Raw genomic sequence first — 16,142 nt, 5'->3', positions numbered from 1 at the left:
GAGGCGAGATTTTTCGCAGGAAAAATCTCGCTTCAGAAAATTTTCAGCAGAAAATTTTCGTCACTCGTCCTCTTCCGCATCCAGGAGTTCCATGTTGAGGCCCAGACCCCGGACCTCCTTCACAAGCACGTTGAACGATTCCGGAATACCGGCCTCGAAGTTGTCTTCGCCCTTGACGATCGATTCATACACCTTGGTGCGGCCTGCGACGTCGTCCGACTTGACTGTCAGCATCTCCTGCAGGGTGTAGGCCGCGCCGTAGGCTTCCAGAGCCCAGACCTCCATCTCCCCGAAACGCTGACCACCGAACTGCGCCTTGCCACCCAGCGGCTGCTGGGTCACCAGGCTGTACGGCCCTGTGGACCGCGCGTGGATCTTGTCGTCCACAAGGTGGTGCAGTTTCAGCAGGTATTTCACACCCACCGTCACCTTGCGCGAGAACTGCTCGCCCGAGCGGCCATCGAACAGCACCGACTGACCCGATGTATCGAAACCCGCGCGCTTCAGCGCATCGTTCACATCAGCCTCTTTTGCACCGTCAAACACCGGAGTGGCGATCGGCACGCCGCGGGTGACATTGCCGGCCGCCTCAAGCAGCAGATCCTCGTCCATACCGGCGATTCCTTCGTCATAGACTTCGTCGCCATAGGCAATTTTCATCGCTTCCCGCACCGGGGTCAGGTCGCCGGTGCGCCGATAGTCCTGCAGCGCCTCGTCAATCTTGAGCCCCAGGCCGCGCGCGGCCCAGCCCATGTGGGTTTCGAGGATCTGACCGACGTTCATGCGCGACGGCACGCCCAGCGGGTTCAGACAGAAATCGACCGGTGTGCCGTCCGCGAGGAATGGCATGTCCTCCATCGGCACCACTTTCGAGATCACACCCTTGTTGCCGTGACGGCCGGCCATCTTGTCGCCCGGCTGCAGCTTGCGCTTCACGGCAACAAAAACCTTGACCATCTTCATCACGCCCGGCGGCAGGTCGTCCCCACGGCGAACCTTCTCGACCTTGTCCTCGAAACGGGCATCCAGGGTGCGCTTCTGCGCCTCGTACTGCTCGTTCAGGGCTTCGACGATCTTGGCGTCATCCTCGTCGGTGAGCGCCAGCTGCCACCACTGACCACGGGTCAGCGAGGACAACAGTTCCTCGGTGATCTCGGCGTTCGGGCGCACGCCCTTGGGGCCCTTCACCGCGAACTTGCCGAGGATCATGGTCTTGAGGCGCGCATAGATGTTGCGGTCCAGGATCGCGAGTTCATCGTCGCGGTCACGGGCAAGGCGCTCGACCTCTTCCCGCTCGATCTGCAGCGCACGTTCGTCCTTTTCCACACCGTGGCGGTTGAACACCCGCACTTCGACAACCGTGCCGTAGTCGCCCGGCTTCACCCGCAGCGAGGTGTCGCGCACGTCCGAGGCCTTTTCACCGAAGATGGCGCGCAGGAGTTTCTCCTCCGGTGTCATCGGCGACTCGCCCTTGGGGGTGATCTTGCCCACAAGGATATCGCCCGGCTCCACGTCGGCACCGATATAGACGATGCCCGCCTCGTCGAGGTTGCGCAGGGCTTCCTCGCCGACGTTGGGGATGTCACGGGTGATCTCTTCCGGCCCGAGCTTGGTGTCGCGCGCCGCCACTTCGAATTCCTCGATGTGGACAGAGGTGAACACGTCGTCCCGCGAAATCCGCTCGGAAATCAGGATCGAGTCTTCGTAGTTGTAGCCGTTCCACGGCATGAAGGCGACGATGACGTTCTTGCCGAGCGCCAGTTCCCCCATGTCGGTCGACGGACCGTCGGCGATGACCTCGCCCTTGATCACCTGATCGCCCACCTTCACCAGCGGACGCTGGTTGATGCAGGTGTTCTGGTTCGAGCGCTGGAACTTGCGCATGCGGTAGATGTCGACCCCCGGATCGCCGGGCTCCAGATCATCCGTGGCACGCACAACGATCCGCATCGCATCGACCTGGTCGATGACGCCGGTGCGCTTGGCCATGATCGCCGCGCCGGAATCCCGCGCCACGATCTCTTCGATGCCGGTGCCGACCAGCGGCGCCTCCGAGCGCAGTGTCGGAACGGCCTGACGCTGCATGTTCGAGCCCATCAGAGCACGGTTGGCGTCGTCGTTTTCCAGGAACGGGATCAGCGAGGCCGCAACCGACACCAACTGCTTGGGCGACACGTCGATCAGGTCAACCAGTTCATTCGGCGACAGGGTGTAATCCCCGGACTTGCGGGTCGACACCAGATCGTTGACGAACTTCATGTTCTCGTCGAGGTTGGCGTTGGCCTGCGCCACGGTGTGACGCATTTCCTCTGTCGCGGACATGTAGTGCACTTCGTCGGTCACCACCGAGTTCTTGACGACGCGGTACGGTGTTTCGATGAAGCCGTACTTGTTCACGCGGGCAAAGGTGGCCAGCGAGTTGATCAGACCGATGTTCGGGCCTTCCGGCGTCTCGATCGGGCACATCCGGCCATAGTGCGTCGGGTGCACGTCGCGGACCTCAAAGCCCGCACGCTCGCGCGTCAGACCACCCGGCCCAAGCGCCGAGAGACGGCGTTTGTGGGTGACTTCCGACAGCGGGTTGGTCTGGTCCATGAACTGCGACAGCTGCGAGGAGCCGAAGAATTCGCGCACGGCCGCGGCGGCCGGCTTGGCGTTGATCAGATCCTGCGGCATCACCGTGTCGATCTCGACCGAGGACATGCGCTCCTTGATCGCGCGCTCCATGCGGAGCAGACCGACGCGGTACTGGTTTTCCATCAGCTCGCCGACCGAGCGCACCCGGCGGTTGCCGAGGTGGTCGATGTCGTCGATGTCGCCCTGACCGTCGCGCAGGTCGACCAGCGCCTTGATGCAGGCGACGATGTCGTCACGGTCCAGCGTGCGCTGGGTGTCGGGCTTGTCCAGAGCCAGGCGCATGTTCATCTTGACCCGGCCCACGGCCGAAAGATCGTAGCGCTCGGAGTCAAAGAACAGCGTGTCGAACAGCGCCGATGCGGCTTCGACGGTGGGCGGCTCGCCCGGACGCATGACGCGATAGATGTCCATCAACGCCGAATCGCGGTTCAGGTTCTTGTCCATCGCCATGGTGCTGCGGATGTAGGCGCCCACGGTGATGTTGTCGATGTCGAGAACCGGGATCTCGGTCACACCGGCATCCACCAGCTCTTTCAGCGTGCCACCGGTGACATCGCCGTCCTTGTCGACGATCCAGGTCAGCTCGTCGCCGGCCTCGACATAGATCGCGCCGGTTTCCTCGTTGATGATGTCCTTGGACACAAACCGGCCGACAATGTTGTCGAACGGCACCAGCAGGTTCTGTACCTTGCCATCGTCGATGATCTGCTTGACGGCACGCGGGGTGATCTTCTTTCCGGCCTCGGCCAGGATCTCGCCCGAATCCGCATCGACCAAGTCAAACGCCGGACGTGTGCCGCGCACCCGCTCGGGGAAGAACTTGGTGACCCAGCCCTTGCCGCGCTCGGCGGTGAAGGTCACGGTGTTGAAATAGGCGTCCATGATCGCCTCCTGATCCATGCCGAGGGCATAGAGCAGGGTTGTCACCGGCAGTTTGCGGCGACGGTCGATCCGGGCATAGACGTTGTCCTTGGCGTCGAATTCGAAATCGAGCCAGGAGCCGCGGTAGGGAATGATCCGGCAGGCGAACAGCAACTTGCCCGACGAGTGGGTCTTGCCCTTGTCGTGATCAAAGAACACGCCCGGCGACCGGTGCATCTGGGAAACGATGACCCGCTCGGTGCCGTTCACGACAAAGGTGCCGTTGGGCGTCATCAGGGGCATGTCGCCCATGTAGACGTCCTGTTCCTTGATGTCCTTGACGGACTTGGCGCCTGTGTCCTCGTCGATGTCGAACACGATCAGACGCAGCGTCACTTTCAGCGGTGCCGCGTAGGTCATGTCGCGCTGCTGGCATTCCTCGACATCGTACTTGGGTTTCTCGAGCTCGTAGCTGACAAACTCCAGGACAGACGTTTCGTTGAAGTCCTTGATCGGAAACACCGACTGGAACACGCCCTTGATGCCCTCGCCGTCCATGGGCGCGAGCTGGTCGCCGGATTTCAGGAACAGGTCGTACGAGGATTTCTGAACTTCGATCAGGTTCGGCATTTCCAGGACTTCGCGGATTTTGCCGAAATATTTGCGAAGACGTTTCTGGCCAAGGAAGCTTTGCGCCATGTCAGGTGTCACCTTTTCAGTTTCTCAACGAACGCGCAGCGCTGTCGGGCCACAGCGGCACATCCATCAGAGACGGCAGAGTTTCGATCCATTCATGGCGCCCGTCCCACCGGACGCCTCCCGATCCTTGAACCTCGCCTTAGAAAACCCCTTGGCGTGAAGGGGTTCTCTGAGACAGGCTCGGCTGGACCCGGGGTTGCCCGGATCCAGCCTGTGCAGGTAGTGCTCCGGGGCAGGCCCCGGCGCAGATTACTTGAGCTCGACTTCGGCGCCAGCTGCTTCCAGCTTGCCCTTGATCTCGTCGGCTTCGGCTTTGGAAACCTGCTCTTTGACAGCCTTGCCGCCAGCTTCGACCAGGTCCTTGGCTTCTTTCAGGCCCAGACCGGTGATTGCGCGGACTTCCTTGATCACGTTGATCTTGGACGCGCCAGCCGACTTCAGGATGACGTCGAATTCGGTCTGCTCTTCAGCAGCGGCACCGCCGGCATCGCCAGCAGGACCAGCCATCATAACCGCGCCGCCAGCGGCGGGCTCGATGCCGTATTCGTCTTTCAGGATGGTTTTCAGTTCTTGTGCTTCCAGCAGCGTGAGGTTCACGATTTGCTCAGCAAGTGCTTTCAGATCAGCCATTGTGACTTCTTTCCGTATCTAAATGTGTTCCAACGTCGGGATTTCAACCCCACGATGATCCCATAGGTTGCTTACGCAGCCGCCTTGTCCTCGATGGTGGACAGGATGGATGCGATATTCGAAGCAGGTGCGCCAATGGCCCCGGCAATGTTCGATGCGGGTGCGCCGATACAGCCAACGATCGAAGCAATGAGCTCCTCGCGCGACGGCATCTTCGACACGGATTCCACACCGGCCCGGTCCAGAGCGTTCTCACCCATCGCGCCGCCAAGGATCTGGAACTTTTGGTTCCCCTTGGCGAAGTCCTCGGCCACCTTGGCTGCTGCCACGGGGTCCTCGGAATAGGTCAGAACGGTCATGCCCGTCAGGAAGTCAGCAATGCTTGCGCAGGGCTTTCCCTCAAGGGCGATCTTGGCGAGCCTGTTCTTGGCGACACGCACGGATGTCTGGTTGGCGCGGGCGCGCCCCCGGAGATCCTGCATCTCGGCAACCGTGAGACCCTCGTAGTGTGCTACCACCACGACGCCAGAGCTTTCGAAGATCTGGCCGAGTTCCTCGACCACTTTCTCTTTCTGGGCTCTATCCACAGTTTCACTCCAAATTTGGGGGTTTCCCCCCGGCTCATGTACATCCCGCGTCGAGGTGCGGGACAGTCGGGTCCGTTTTCAGGGTCCCGAGGCCGTGATCGCCCGAAGGTCAAAGACCTCGCGGAAATCTTGTCTCGTTTCCCATCTCGGGAAGGAATTATTCCGGGCATATCCCCGGAACCCTCCGTCTCGGACAGAACGGGGCCGATCCTCTGGCCCCGCTATTCGCCCCGAGGCTTGCGCCCCGGGACCAATCTCTTATTCGGCGCTGGCGGTCGCCACATCCACGGTCACGCCCGGACCCATGGTCGAGCTCAGTGCGATGCGCTTCATGTAGGTGCCCTTTGCACCGGCAGGCTTGGCCTTGGACACCGCGGACACGAATGCCTTGATGTTCTCGACCAGCTTGGCCTCGTCGAACGACACCTTGCCGACGCCTGCATGCACCACACCGGCCTTCTCGGCCTTGAACTGCACCTGGCCGCCCTTGGCTGCCTCGACGGCCTCCTTGACGTCCATGGTGACGGTGCCGACCTTGGGGTTCGGCATCAGGTTGCGCGGGCCCAGGATCTTGCCCAGACGACCAACGATCGGCATCATGTCCGGCGTTGCGATGCAACGGTCGAACTCGATCTTGCCGGACTGGATGGTCTCCATCAGGTCTTCGGCTCCGACGATGTCGGCGCCCGCAGCAGTCGCTTCGTCGGCTTTGGGGCCGCGGGCGAAAACAGCGACGCGGACCGTCTTGCCGGTCCCGTTGGGCAGGCCGACCACACCGCGGACCATCTGGTCAGCGTGGCGCGGGTCGACACCAAGGTTCATCGCGATCTCGACTGTCTCGTCGAACTTCACGTTCGAGTTCGACTTGATCAGCTTCACGGCTTCTTCGACAGAGATATCCTCTTTGCCGGCAAAGGCTTCACGGGCGGCGCGGGTACGTTTTCCAAACTTAGCCATCTTACTTAACCTCGATGCCCATGGACTTTGCAGAGCCCAGAATGATCTGCATGGCGGCCTCAACGTCGTTCGCGCTCAGGTCCTTCATCTTTGCTTCGGCAATCTCGCGCACCTGCGCGACAGTCACCGATGCAACGGTCTCGCGACCCGGCAGGGGCGAACCCTTGGGGCGATTGCGCTTGCCAACGGGCTTCATGCCGGCGGCCTTCTTCAGGAAATACGACGCCGGCGGCGTCTTGATTTCCATGGTGAAGGACTTGTCCTGGTAATAGGTGATCACGGTCGGGCACGGCGCACCGGGCTCCATTTCCTGCGTCTTGGCGTTGAACGCCTTGCAGAATTCCATGATGTTGATGCCGCGCTGACCCAGCGCCGGGCCCACGGGCGGGCTCGGGTTGGCCTGGCCGGCCTTGATCTGCAATTTCATCTTGCCAGCAAGCTTCTTTGCCATCTGGCTACTCCTTCATGTCCAACAGCCCGCTGACGCGTCAGATCGGGCCTTTTCGTTGCCGTGGTGCGGCGGTGCATCGCGATGCCCTTGCCTCCCACGCTTCCGGCGCCCGGGGGCGCCCTCCTCTCAGGCTCCCTGTTTGGTCACCTGAGTGAATTCCAGCTCGACCGGGGTTTCCCGGCCAAAGATCGACACCGCGACGCGCAGACGCTGATTGTCTTCGTCCACACCTTCGACCATGCCGTCGAAATCCTCGAACGGGCCGTCGTTGACCTTGACCTTCTCGCCGATCTCGAAGTGGATCAATGTGCGCGGGCTTTCCTCGCCTTCCTGCACACGACCCAAAATCGCGGTCACTTCGGAATCACGCATCGGCATCGGCCGCCCCTGCGGCCCCAGAAAGCCGGTGACGCGGTTGATCGAGTTGATCAGGTGGTAGCCCCGATCCGACATCTCCATCCGCACCAGCACATACCCCGGCATGAAACGCCGCTCGGTTGTGACCTTCTTGCCGCGGCGAATCTCGATCACCTCTTCAGTCGGCACCAGAACCTCTTCGATCTGGTCCTGAAGCTCCTGCTCCTCGACCGCCGTCCGGATCTGCTCGGCAATCTTCTTCTCGAAGTTCGAGAGCACGCTCACCGAATACCACCGCTTCGCCATCTGGCCTCAACCCTTGTTCCTGCACCGCATCTGAAACGGTGTCTTGCCTGTCTGCCGCCCTGTCAGGAGGCACCCACGCGAAAATAAAAGCGGCGCGCAACACGAATCATTGCACGCCCGTTTCGGATGGTGTCGTGTCCACTACTCGCCACGCCCCGTGAATTCAAGGGCCGACGGGCGCTTTTTCACCATTTCCGGCCATAGTCTGCCGACCCGGCCCGCCAGGACGCAACAGCCTAGCCGAAGAGGTTCAGCACCGTCTGCAATCCTTCGCGGATCAGAATGTCTATGACGGCAAAGAAGATCGCCGTCAGGGTGGCCATGATAAAGACCATTACGGTGGTCAGCAGAACTTCGCGGCGCGTCGGCCAGGTAACCTTGCCAACTTCGGTGCGTACCTGCTGTACGAACTGGATCGGATTTGTTCTGGCCATGCGCTCTTCTCTGATTGCGGTTTTGCGCCACATACGCCCAGCCGCATGATGTTTCAAGAGTTGCCGCACACCGCGGCGGCCCGCACGCCGGTCGGAAACCGCGCGATGACGGGCTGAGGGACGGCGAAACGGCGGATTTTCGCTGCGCCGTCATCTGCTTATTCGCCAGCATCGGGAACGAATCTCCAGCTTGCTTGTTGATGCTGCACACCAACCACGGCGCATCGCCGTGGCGGAACGAACTGATCCAAGGAGAACCAGAATGAAACGTTTTCTGATTGCCACCGCCCTGACCGCCAGCCTGTCCACCGCTGCATTTGCCGCGACTTCCGCAGAGCAGGCCCAGATCGAAGCCTTCCTGCCCTCGGTCGACGCCACGGCCCTGACCGAAGAGCAGATGACCCTGTCCCTTGAAGTGCTGAACAGCGATCTGCCCCGGGCGCAGAAACTGGACAGAATGAACCTGATCCTGTCGGCCGGAATGGAAATGGCCGTGGAAGCGGTACCTACCGAAGCCCAGCAGACCGAGATCGCACGCTACATGCCGGACGTGGACTATTCGGTGCTGACCCAGGCGCAGATTGACGCGGCAATGCTGGTTATCGGCAGCGGTGAATCCCCCTCCGACATCGAAGGCAAGGTGAAAACCATCCTGCAGTCCGATGCCACTCCCGTCGGGACCAACAACACCGCCAGCGCCGCCGAAATGGCGATCCTCCAGCGCTACATCCCCGACATGGCCGTCGACCAGATGAGCGAAGCTGAACTGAACGCTGCCATGGCGATTGTCTACAGCGGCGGCAGCGAGAGCGAAATTCAGGGCAAACTTCAAGCTCTCACCAACTCCTGAGTCCGCACACCGCCAAAAACCAATTATGGGATCAGGTCACCTCCGGGTGGCCTGATCGCCTTTGCGGACCCCGACATCGAGATCGTTTTTGAAAACACCAGTCGGCGAGGCGCAATTGTCACGCGACTATCAGGCGACTTTCCGGACCGTTTCCCGGACTTCGCTGACGACAGCTAAGTTCCCTGACCTCCGATCACGAAAACATTTTTTTAAATCACATCAATGTGTTAGCGCAGAAATCATGGGAACGTTTCTGCCCCAGGACCGTTCTGTTTGCATACCGAATACGGCGACACTGCCGTAACCGGAAAAATCTTTGAGGAGTACCTTATGAAACGCTTTCTGATTGCAACCGCCCTGACGGCCACTCTGTCTTCCGCTGCATTTGCCGCGACCGAAGCAGAGGTGACACAAATCGAATCCTATGTGCCGGGCGTCAATGCAGAGGCTTTGAGCGACAGCGAAGTCGCCGAAGCAATGGCGGTGATTGCCGGGTCGGAGTCGCGCAGCGCCAAGATGGGCAAGCTGAGCGCGATGCTGGGCGTGGAGATGACGAATTCGTCCGTGGCCATGCCGACCGAGGCACAGGCAAGCGAGATCCAGCGCTATGTCTCTGATGTCGATTACGCGATGGTGACGCAGGCGCAACTCGACACCGCCATGTCCTATATCCAGAGCGAGATGAGCCCGTCGGACATCGAAGCACGGGTAACCTCCGTGCTGACCACCGACGCGACGCCGGTCGGCGTTGCAAACACCGCTTCGGCAGCCGAAAGCGCGATGCTTCAGCGCTACCTCCCCGAGGTCAAGATTGATGCGCTGACCGAGACCCAGCTGAACAGTGCGCTGGCAGTCGTCTATGGCGGCGGCAGCGACACCGAGATCATGGGCAAGCTCGAAGCAATGGTGCGGTAAACGCCACCCAACATGATCGTCTCGTAAGGCCGATCACGTACCGGAAGGGGTCATCTTCGGATGGCCCTTTTCACGTGAGCACTGGTTCTCCGCGAGAGCACGCACCGTGCGGCTTACAACACCAGAGTCCGGATCACCATCTCGCCATACTTTACGTTCATGTGGAAATAGTCGTCGCTTCGATGCGGGATGTCCCGGTCTTCGTTCAACCCGATTGAATCCTTGCAGAGCTCGTGCCGGGTGAACACCCTGTTTGGCTCCAGCACCTGTTCCGGGGGCTTTGCGATCCGGAAATTTTCGGTCTCGATCTCTTGTGCCTTGCTGTCCAGCTGCGCCTGAACCTTGTCAAGCCTCGCGGGCATTTGCCCGCCCTTGCGCCGATGTTCTCTCAGAAAATTCAATGAGCGCGGGTGTTCGTCCGAAAAGAACGGCTCTCCCAGATGGGTGACCTGTGTCTGCGGGCTTGCCTCCGCGATGGCACGTGCCAGATGCATGTCCCAGCCGTCCAGGCGGTGGGTCATGATGTCCTCGATGATAGTATCGCTCAGCGGCGGCAGATGGGATCGCGTCAGAAAGGGGGCCACAAAGAAAAATGACTGCCCCGCGACCACGTAGATCTCATCAAAATCGGCGACATTGACCGTTTCCTGACCATTGGACGTCCACCGGAAATTTGTGCGCACAAAGTCGCTGTCCGATGTGATGACGCCGTCGCTGACCACACATTCCTTCAGGGAATCCCGGTGACTGCCAAAGATCGTGATATCGACCGAGTTCAGGGCGCCCTGCCTGTTCAGCGAGTCCACGCCTTCTTTCAGTGCGCCAACATGCGAATTTCCAAAAATGCAAATACGTTTCACTTGCCGAATGCTCCCAGCAGGGCCTCTTCACACTGCACGTCTTCAGTGCTGACAACCGCTTTTTTCTGCTTCGACGCAGGACCGGGGTGCGGCGTTTCCGGCGGGTGTTGTGCAAAAAACGATTTCATCACCACCTCGACGCCCTCGCTTCTGACCGACCGAAGATTCGCCGCAAAGAAGGTTCCTCTGTTGCCCGGGTTGGTGACAATCTCGTAACTCGGAAAATAGTCGATGTTGTCGTTGTTGTCCGACAGGAACCCGGCGGCCGCCCGCAGCACGGCCTTGGAATAGGTGGAGGCGGTCAGTATGTGCCCCCCCGTCGCGGTTGCCGTCAGCGGCACCGGCGACACGGTGAGAAGATAGCGCAGCGGCTTGGACCGGTTGGCCTCGAGCACGGCCATCGCAGCCTGAAAATCCGCCACCACGTCCGGATAGGAGAAGTTGACAAAGCTGTAATCCGGCGCCGTTTCGCCGCCCGCAATGATCCCCGGGGCAATGGGCACAACCCGTCCCGAGCGCTGATGCACCCAGGCTTCGGTCAGCCCCATGGTGAACACAAACATATCCACATTGCAAAACAGGATGCGCAGGCGTTCCAGATGATACGCACGGGCATCGGCGACTTCCTGGGCCGTCGCAAAGCCCGAAGGTTCGATATTCGGGCGGAGGGCATCGTAGAACCGGCCGTCCTTTTCCCAGATCAGCACTTCCTGCGGCGATGGCGCAAAGGTTTCCTCGATCAACTGCCGGAACTGGCGCGTGGTGTAGATGTTCCCGTAACGCCCGGAATACAGCGCATAGCCATAGGCCTGCCGTCTTTCCGGCTTCAGACCGTTGGGCGCGGTTTCCACATCCAGAACATTGTATCCGTTCTGCGTCATGTACCGCGCAATGTGCTGCGCAAAACAGCTGCCCGCCGTACCAATTTCCCACTCCGGATTGATGGTCCATTTCTTGCTGTAAATATCCGCCAGTGCCAAAGGACTGACATCGACGACCCCCGATCGCCAGAACGACCGCTGTTTAAGTTTCGAATAGAAGTTTTCCAAGACAGCCCCGCACAGTTCAGCGCAAAATTCCACGACTGGGATTTCAATCGCCGTGATGGTGGCCCGTCGCGCCGGTGCATTCAAGCCAATTTCACCCACTGTAGATGAACAGTTCGGTGCCCGGACAGGAGATGTCCACCTGCGGCACGACACCGTCCGCGATGATTGTCGGCGATTTCAGGGCGCGGCCGCCAAACGCCGGGTCACAGGCCGATTCCCGGGCAAGGATCGACTCCATTGCCGTGACCACAATCCCTTCGATCAGTGCTGCCAGTTCTGGTCACTGTGCAGCAGGCGTCGGAGGCGGCGTGACCGGTGCGCTCGCTTTGCCGACAGAGTTCGTTTTTTTGGAACGGTTGCCGCGGATAGACAGGCGGCCGCTCCACCACGGGCGGCGGCTCTTGAAGAGTCCTACCACTTTCCGTTTCACCAAATACCCGCGACCCGAAACATGCCGGGGCCGAACGGCTCGCCTGACGGCCGCACCGCTGCAGTGCCAAGTATTTTGAGGAGCCTCTGTCTGCAGGCCGAAAAAACAGGCGTCTGTGGCGCGGCGCGGTCGCGTACTGCCCAGACAGTTTGTGCAAGCCAAAAAAGATCTGAAAGCCGCACCAGCAGAAGGTCGCTCATGCGTGAACGCAGAACCCGGATTGTGACACTTCTCGACCGTGAAAACAGGGTTTTGAGCCAGATTCAGCCGGTTCCGGATGCACCGCAGAAAAATGGGTCACGTGGCTGAAATGCATCCACGATCCTGTGACCGTCCGCGACTGGAACTGTGAACGGTTAAGGCGCATTTGCTTTCGGTCACCGGCACCCAAGCCGGTACGAGATTGAAATGCAGAAAAATGCAGAATGAAGGACTGAGTAGATGAAACGCACTCTCACACTCTCCGCCGCCCTGTTGGGCACGCTGGCCCTCCCCGCCTTTGCAGGCAGCCCCGAGATCGGCTATTCCGAGCCCGCTCCGATGGCACCTGCTGTCGTCCAGGCCCCGGTGGCAAGCCACGACTGGACCGGATTTTCGTTCGGTGGCCAGTTCGGTTACGGCAAGGTCGATTCCGACAACCCGGACCGCGAAGCCGGCGACGCGCTGTACGGCCTGCGCAGCTACTACGACTATGATCTCGGCAACTTTGTCGTCGGTGGCGGTGTGCAGTACGATGCCACCAACATTGATCTGGGACCGACCGCTGTAGACGGCATCCTGCGCGTTGGCGGCCGGGCCGGTGCCGATCTCGGATCGACATTTGCGTACGGCACGGCCGGTTACGCCAAGGCCTTCACCGATGACAACGCCTTCGGCGATTCGAACGGTTACTTTGCCGGTATCGGTGCCGAATCCATGGTTGCGCGCAACGTGTCGGTCGGCGGCGAAGTGCTGTACCACAAGTTCGAAGACTTCGATGCCAAGGCATTTGAGGCGTCCGCCACCACGGCGAACATCTCGCTGAACTACCGCTTCTGAGCCCCGCGCTCTGACGGCGACGCGCCCGGTCCTTTCTGGACCGGGCGTTTTGCGTTCTGACCTGGCCCGAAGCGTGATCTGCAAACCGTGGTCAGGTCGTACCCTGCCGGAGTCCGCAGGTCGGCCTGAACGCCAACGGCCGCGTCAGCACATTGGCTCTTCCCCGACCCGAAAGCGCGCTCGACCGTGAAACTGTCCGGGGACCGCCGGGAAGCGAGTGGCCCCAGGGATCTGTTGACGTCGGCAAAAACCGGGATGACGCCGGGGCGGACCGGGCGCAAGGGCGGACCGATACAGGCTGTTTCTTGTTGGGACGACTTGCACCACACCGGCCTGCCGAAATCGCCTGTCAATCCGACCCTGCTCGCCCAAGCGACGGGCGGCAGCGTTCCGGAACCGGGAACAGACTGTTTCGATTTGCAAAGTTTGACTTGAGAATTGGCGCAGCTACGCTCAAGATACTGACAGAACTGTTAAAATCATTCTGGGGGACCTCATGCGTTTCACAACATACATTGCCGCTGCTGCCACTGCCCTGATGCTCAGTTCGGGCGCCGCCCTGGCCTGGGGTGACATGTACATGGGCGACGGCACCAATAACCCCAATTCCAACATGCTGGTGCACACCTTTCCAAGTTCGGCAAATTACTGCCCGGCGGGTCTGCAGCCCGTCACAGTCGGCGGCCAGATCTGTTGCGGCGTGCCGACGGCGGGCGCCTATATCAACCGGGCCGGCGGCAAGCGGATGCAGCCCACGCCGGTGCGCAAAGTCTATCACGCCCCGCGGGCCTATGCGCCGATCGGTGAAAAGGGTGTGATCTACCGCTGAGTTCCCGGGCCAGGCAGGGGATCTGCCCCTGCGCGCCGACACGGATCATCCCCGGCAGAGGTTCCCGGCCGGGTGTATCAGCGCTGCAATGGCTGGTGAGTAACCTCAGCCCCTTGGCAAGAGGGGTGAGGCCGCGTATACGCGCGGCCTGACCACGAACAGGAGCCAAGGGCACATGCAGGGCAGCGCAAATCTCAACATCATGATCAAGGCCGCCCGCAAGGCAGGCCGCTCGCTGGTCAAGGATTTCCGCGAAGTCGAGAACCTTCAGGTCTCGATGAAGGGTGCGGGGGATTTTGTGAGCAAGGCGGACTACGCCGCCGAAAAGATCCTGCGCGACGAGTTGATGGGCGCGCGGCCAACCTATGGCTGGCTGGGCGAGGAATCCGAAGAGGTCGCCGGGCAGGACCCGACCCGGCGCTGGGTTGTCGATCCGCTCGACGGCACCACCAATTTCCTGCACGGGCTGCCGCACTGGTGCATTTCGATCGCGCTGGAGCACAAGGGCCAGATCGTTTCCGGTGTGGTGTTCGACCCGGCCAAGGACGAAATGTTCTACGCGGAAAAAGGTGCAGGTGCCTGGCTGAACGATTCCAAGCGTCTGCGGGTCTCCGGACGCAGCCGGATGATCGAGGCGGTGTTTGCCACCGGTGTGCCGTTCGCCGCCAAAAAGACCCTGCCCGCCACGTTGCAGGATCTGGCGCGTCTGATGCCCGAATGTGCCGGTGTGCGGCGTTGGGGCGCCGCCGCGCTCGACCTCGCCTATGTGGCGGCGGGCCGCTACGATGGCTACTGGGAACGCGAACTGAAGCTGTGGGATATCGCGGCAGGGACGCTGATCGCACAGGAGGCCGGCGCCTTGCTCGAGGGCGTGCGCAAGGATCAGGATCCGCTGGCGAGTGGTGCGTTGGTCTGCGCCAACAATCAGTTGTTCGATCATTTTGCCAGGATCATCCGCGGCGCCTGAGCCGGTGCCGTGCTGATCGCACCGGCGCAGTGTTCCCCTCGGTTGCGATCAGCAGAAGTCGCCGTTCACGCGTCCGAGGGGTGGTGCACGCCGTCCACCCACAGGAAGGGGTCATGGTCGCGCGGATTGACGCCTTCGATTGCCCCCATGTTGATGCCGTATTGGTTCGGATCAGAGCGGCGCCTGTGATGTGTGTAAATGCCGCAAACCGCGCAGAAATAGTGCTGCGCCGTCCGCGTGCCCCATTGATACAGCGACAGTTTGTCCGCGCCGCGGACAATCTCGATCCCGTCCAGCGGCGCGGTCACGGCCGGCCCGCCCCGCCGTCGGCAAAAAGAACAATCGCAACGCCGCGCGGTGTTCAGCCCGTCGCTCAGCGTCACGCGCAGTTCGACCGCGCCGCAATGGCAGGTAACTTTGACGGTTTCGGTCATCGGCGGCTCCTCACCTTGGGAATTCTGGACTGACTGAGGCTGTACCTGGCTTCGGGATGCGGCGGATGGCCATGGGTTCGGCTCCAGTATGCGGGACCGCCCCGGCGCAGCCAGAGCGGCAGCGTCAGGGCGACACCGGCCACAAAGCCGCCGACATGCGCCCAATAGGCCACGCCGCCGCCCTCTGTCACCGTTCCGAAGCCGCCGGTCAGTTGCAGGATGAACCAGACCGCAAGCACAATCCAGGCCGGGATCGGCAGGATCTTGAAGAACACGATGAAGATGAAGAGGATATCCACCCGCGCCCTGGGAAACATCAGAAGATACCCCCCCATGACCCCGGCAATTGCCCCTGACGCCCCCACCGTGGGCACTGGCGAATAGGGGGCCATGACATATTGCGCCACGCCCGCAGCGATGCCGCAGACAAGGTAAAATCCGGCAAATCGGAAATGCCCCATCTCTTCTTCGATATTGTCGCCAAATACGTACAGAAACAGCATGTTGCCGAACAGGTGCATGATGCCGCCGTGCAGAAACATGGAGGTCACAAAACCCAGCGGGTTGCCGCTTTCGCTGACCTTGGCCGGGATCAGGGCCCAGTCATGGTAAAATCTGAACAACGCGGGCTCGTCTGCGAACAGGGCATAATAACTGACGAAGACCCCCACATTTGCCAGGATCAGGGCATATGTGACAAAGGGCGTGATGCCAGAGGGATTATGATCGCGGATCGGAAACATGGTCCGGACCTTGGCGTATTACGGCGGCACGTCAAGCCCCGCGCGCCGGTCCAGGGGGCACGGACTGCGCGCACAGGGCGCCCCCGGGCCGCGTGCCCCGTTCCCATT

General features: G+C 61.0%; 17 protein-coding genes. 5 read left to right on the top strand and 12 right to left on the bottom strand.

Features of this window, described 5'->3' with window-relative positions; all coding sequences use genetic code 11:
• Window positions 1-60 precede the first annotated feature (60 nt).
• The 7 genes from rpoB to secE all read right to left on the bottom strand — a co-directional run bounded on the left by rpoB (window position 61) and on the right by secE (window position 7,919).
• Complete coding sequence (rpoB, locus tag FOY53_RS16180; RefSeq protein WP_146590742.1) at window positions 61-4,197, bottom strand: DNA-directed RNA polymerase subunit beta; 4,137 nt, start codon at window positions 4,195-4,197, stop codon at window positions 61-63.
• A 249-nt stretch (window positions 4,198-4,446) separates the two neighbouring features.
• Window positions 4,447-4,827, bottom strand: a complete 381-nt coding sequence (gene rplL / locus FOY53_RS16175; RefSeq protein ID WP_146590740.1) for a 50S ribosomal protein L7/L12 — start codon at window positions 4,825-4,827, stop codon at window positions 4,447-4,449.
• Window positions 4,828-4,898: 71 nt separating this feature from the next.
• A complete protein-coding gene (gene rplJ, locus FOY53_RS16170) occupies window positions 4,899-5,414 on the bottom strand; it encodes a 50S ribosomal protein L10 (protein ID WP_146590738.1) in 516 nt (171 codons plus the stop codon).
• A 258-nt stretch (window positions 5,415-5,672) separates the two neighbouring features.
• Window positions 5,673-6,371: a 50S ribosomal protein L1 gene (rplA, locus tag FOY53_RS16165; RefSeq protein WP_146590736.1), complete on the bottom strand. Its 699-nt coding sequence runs from the start codon at window positions 6,369-6,371 to the stop codon at window positions 5,673-5,675.
• Between the two features lies 1 nt (window position 6,372).
• A complete protein-coding gene (gene rplK / locus FOY53_RS16160; protein ID WP_146590734.1) occupies window positions 6,373-6,822 on the bottom strand; it encodes a 50S ribosomal protein L11 in 450 nt (149 codons plus the stop codon).
• A gap of 126 nt (window positions 6,823-6,948) precedes the next feature.
• Window positions 6,949-7,485, bottom strand: coding sequence for a transcription termination/antitermination protein NusG (nusG, locus tag FOY53_RS16155; RefSeq protein WP_146590732.1), 537 nt, complete (start codon window positions 7,483-7,485; stop codon window positions 6,949-6,951).
• A 236-nt stretch (window positions 7,486-7,721) separates the two neighbouring features.
• Window positions 7,722-7,919 carry a preprotein translocase subunit SecE gene (gene secE, locus FOY53_RS16150; RefSeq protein ID WP_146590729.1) on the bottom strand — a complete coding sequence of 66 codons (198 nt, stop codon included), beginning with the start codon at window positions 7,917-7,919 and terminating at the stop codon, window positions 7,722-7,724.
• 262 nt (window positions 7,920-8,181) lie between these two features.
• Between secE and FOY53_RS16145 the strand changes: the two genes are divergently transcribed.
• Both FOY53_RS16145 and FOY53_RS16140 read left to right on the top strand, forming a co-directional pair.
• Window positions 8,182-8,769, top strand: a complete 588-nt coding sequence (locus FOY53_RS16145) for a hypothetical protein (RefSeq protein WP_146590727.1) — start codon at window positions 8,182-8,184, stop codon at window positions 8,767-8,769.
• Window positions 8,770-9,099: 330 nt separating this feature from the next.
• Complete coding sequence (locus FOY53_RS16140; protein WP_146590725.1) at window positions 9,100-9,684, top strand: hypothetical protein; 585 nt, start codon at window positions 9,100-9,102, stop codon at window positions 9,682-9,684.
• Between the two features lie 113 nt (window positions 9,685-9,797).
• Here FOY53_RS16140 and FOY53_RS16135 read toward each other — a convergent pair whose 3' ends face one another.
• The 3 genes from FOY53_RS16135 to FOY53_RS23160 all read right to left on the bottom strand — a co-directional run bounded on the left by FOY53_RS16135 (window position 9,798) and on the right by FOY53_RS23160 (window position 11,831).
• Window positions 9,798-10,490: a hypothetical protein gene (locus tag FOY53_RS16135; protein ID WP_146590723.1), complete on the bottom strand. Its 693-nt coding sequence runs from the start codon at window positions 10,488-10,490 to the stop codon at window positions 9,798-9,800.
• A 50-nt stretch (window positions 10,491-10,540) separates the two neighbouring features.
• Entirely contained in the window at window positions 10,541-11,593 is a 1,053-nt protein-coding gene (locus FOY53_RS16130; protein ID WP_146590721.1) for a GSCFA domain-containing protein, read from the bottom strand.
• Between the two features lie 91 nt (window positions 11,594-11,684).
• On the bottom strand, window positions 11,685-11,831 hold the full coding sequence (locus FOY53_RS23160; protein WP_186766632.1) for a hypothetical protein: 147 nt from the start codon (window positions 11,829-11,831) through the stop codon (window positions 11,685-11,687).
• Between the two features lie 633 nt (window positions 11,832-12,464).
• Between FOY53_RS23160 and FOY53_RS16125 the strand changes: the two genes are divergently transcribed.
• The 3 genes from FOY53_RS16125 to FOY53_RS16115 all read left to right on the top strand — a co-directional run bounded on the left by FOY53_RS16125 (window position 12,465) and on the right by FOY53_RS16115 (window position 14,857).
• Window positions 12,465-13,061: an outer membrane protein gene (locus FOY53_RS16125; RefSeq protein ID WP_146590719.1), complete on the top strand. Its 597-nt coding sequence runs from the start codon at window positions 12,465-12,467 to the stop codon at window positions 13,059-13,061.
• Window positions 13,062-13,557: 496 nt separating this feature from the next.
• On the top strand, window positions 13,558-13,890 hold the full coding sequence (locus FOY53_RS16120; protein WP_146590717.1) for a hypothetical protein: 333 nt from the start codon (window positions 13,558-13,560) through the stop codon (window positions 13,888-13,890).
• 175 nt (window positions 13,891-14,065) lie between these two features.
• Window positions 14,066-14,857, top strand: a complete 792-nt coding sequence (locus tag FOY53_RS16115; protein WP_146590714.1) for an inositol monophosphatase family protein — start codon at window positions 14,066-14,068, stop codon at window positions 14,855-14,857.
• Window positions 14,858-14,922: 65 nt separating this feature from the next.
• On the opposite strand, the gene FOY53_RS16110 is transcribed toward FOY53_RS16115, so the two are convergent.
• Both FOY53_RS16110 and FOY53_RS16105 read right to left on the bottom strand, forming a co-directional pair.
• Window positions 14,923-15,291, bottom strand: a complete 369-nt coding sequence (locus FOY53_RS16110; protein ID WP_146590712.1) for a GFA family protein — start codon at window positions 15,289-15,291, stop codon at window positions 14,923-14,925.
• Window positions 15,288-16,034 (bottom strand): rhomboid family intramembrane serine protease, encoded by a 747-nt coding sequence (locus tag FOY53_RS16105; RefSeq protein WP_146590710.1) that lies wholly within the window; start codon window positions 16,032-16,034, stop codon window positions 15,288-15,290. The genes FOY53_RS16110 and FOY53_RS16105 overlap by 4 nt, the downstream gene beginning before the upstream one ends.
• Between the last annotated feature and the right edge of the window lie 108 nt (window positions 16,035-16,142).

Origin of the sequence: Puniceibacterium confluentis, assembly GCF_007923445.1 — a bacterium.
GTDB classification, from domain to species: Bacteria; Pseudomonadota; Alphaproteobacteria; order Rhodobacterales; family Rhodobacteraceae; genus Puniceibacterium; species Puniceibacterium confluentis.
The sequence above is the reverse complement of the archived record's forward strand: the minus strand, read 5'-3'. Positions and strand labels throughout refer to the sequence as shown.

Bases quoted from the DNA above. Each gene is read 5' to 3' on its own strand.
- rpoB (WP_146590742.1), bottom strand. From the start codon at position 4,197: ATGGCGCAAAGCTTCCTTGGCCAGAAACGTCTTCGCAAATATTTCGGC.
- rplL (WP_146590740.1), bottom strand. From the start codon at position 4,827: ATGGCTGATCTGAAAGCACTTGCTGAGCAAATCGTGAACCTCACGCTG.
- rplA (WP_146590736.1), bottom strand. From the start codon at position 6,371: ATGGCTAAGTTTGGAAAACGTACCCGCGCCGCCCGTGAAGCCTTTGCC.
- rplK (WP_146590734.1), bottom strand. From the start codon at position 6,822: ATGGCAAAGAAGCTTGCTGGCAAGATGAAATTGCAGATCAAGGCCGGC.
- nusG (WP_146590732.1), bottom strand. From the start codon at position 7,485: ATGGCGAAGCGGTGGTATTCGGTGAGCGTGCTCTCGAACTTCGAGAAG.
- secE (WP_146590729.1), bottom strand. From the start codon at position 7,919: ATGGCCAGAACAAATCCGATCCAGTTCGTACAGCAGGTACGCACCGAA.
- FOY53_RS16145 (WP_146590727.1), top strand. From the start codon at position 8,182: ATGAAACGTTTTCTGATTGCCACCGCCCTGACCGCCAGCCTGTCCACC.
- FOY53_RS16140 (WP_146590725.1), top strand. From the start codon at position 9,100: ATGAAACGCTTTCTGATTGCAACCGCCCTGACGGCCACTCTGTCTTCC.
- FOY53_RS23160 (WP_186766632.1), bottom strand. From the start codon at position 11,831: ATGGAGTCGATCCTTGCCCGGGAATCGGCCTGTGACCCGGCGTTTGGC.
- FOY53_RS16125 (WP_146590719.1), top strand. From the start codon at position 12,465: ATGAAACGCACTCTCACACTCTCCGCCGCCCTGTTGGGCACGCTGGCC.
- FOY53_RS16120 (WP_146590717.1), top strand. From the start codon at position 13,558: ATGCGTTTCACAACATACATTGCCGCTGCTGCCACTGCCCTGATGCTC.
- FOY53_RS16115 (WP_146590714.1), top strand. From the start codon at position 14,066: ATGCAGGGCAGCGCAAATCTCAACATCATGATCAAGGCCGCCCGCAAG.
- FOY53_RS16110 (WP_146590712.1), bottom strand. From the start codon at position 15,291: ATGACCGAAACCGTCAAAGTTACCTGCCATTGCGGCGCGGTCGAACTG.
- FOY53_RS16105 (WP_146590710.1), bottom strand. From the start codon at position 16,034: ATGTTTCCGATCCGCGATCATAATCCCTCTGGCATCACGCCCTTTGTC.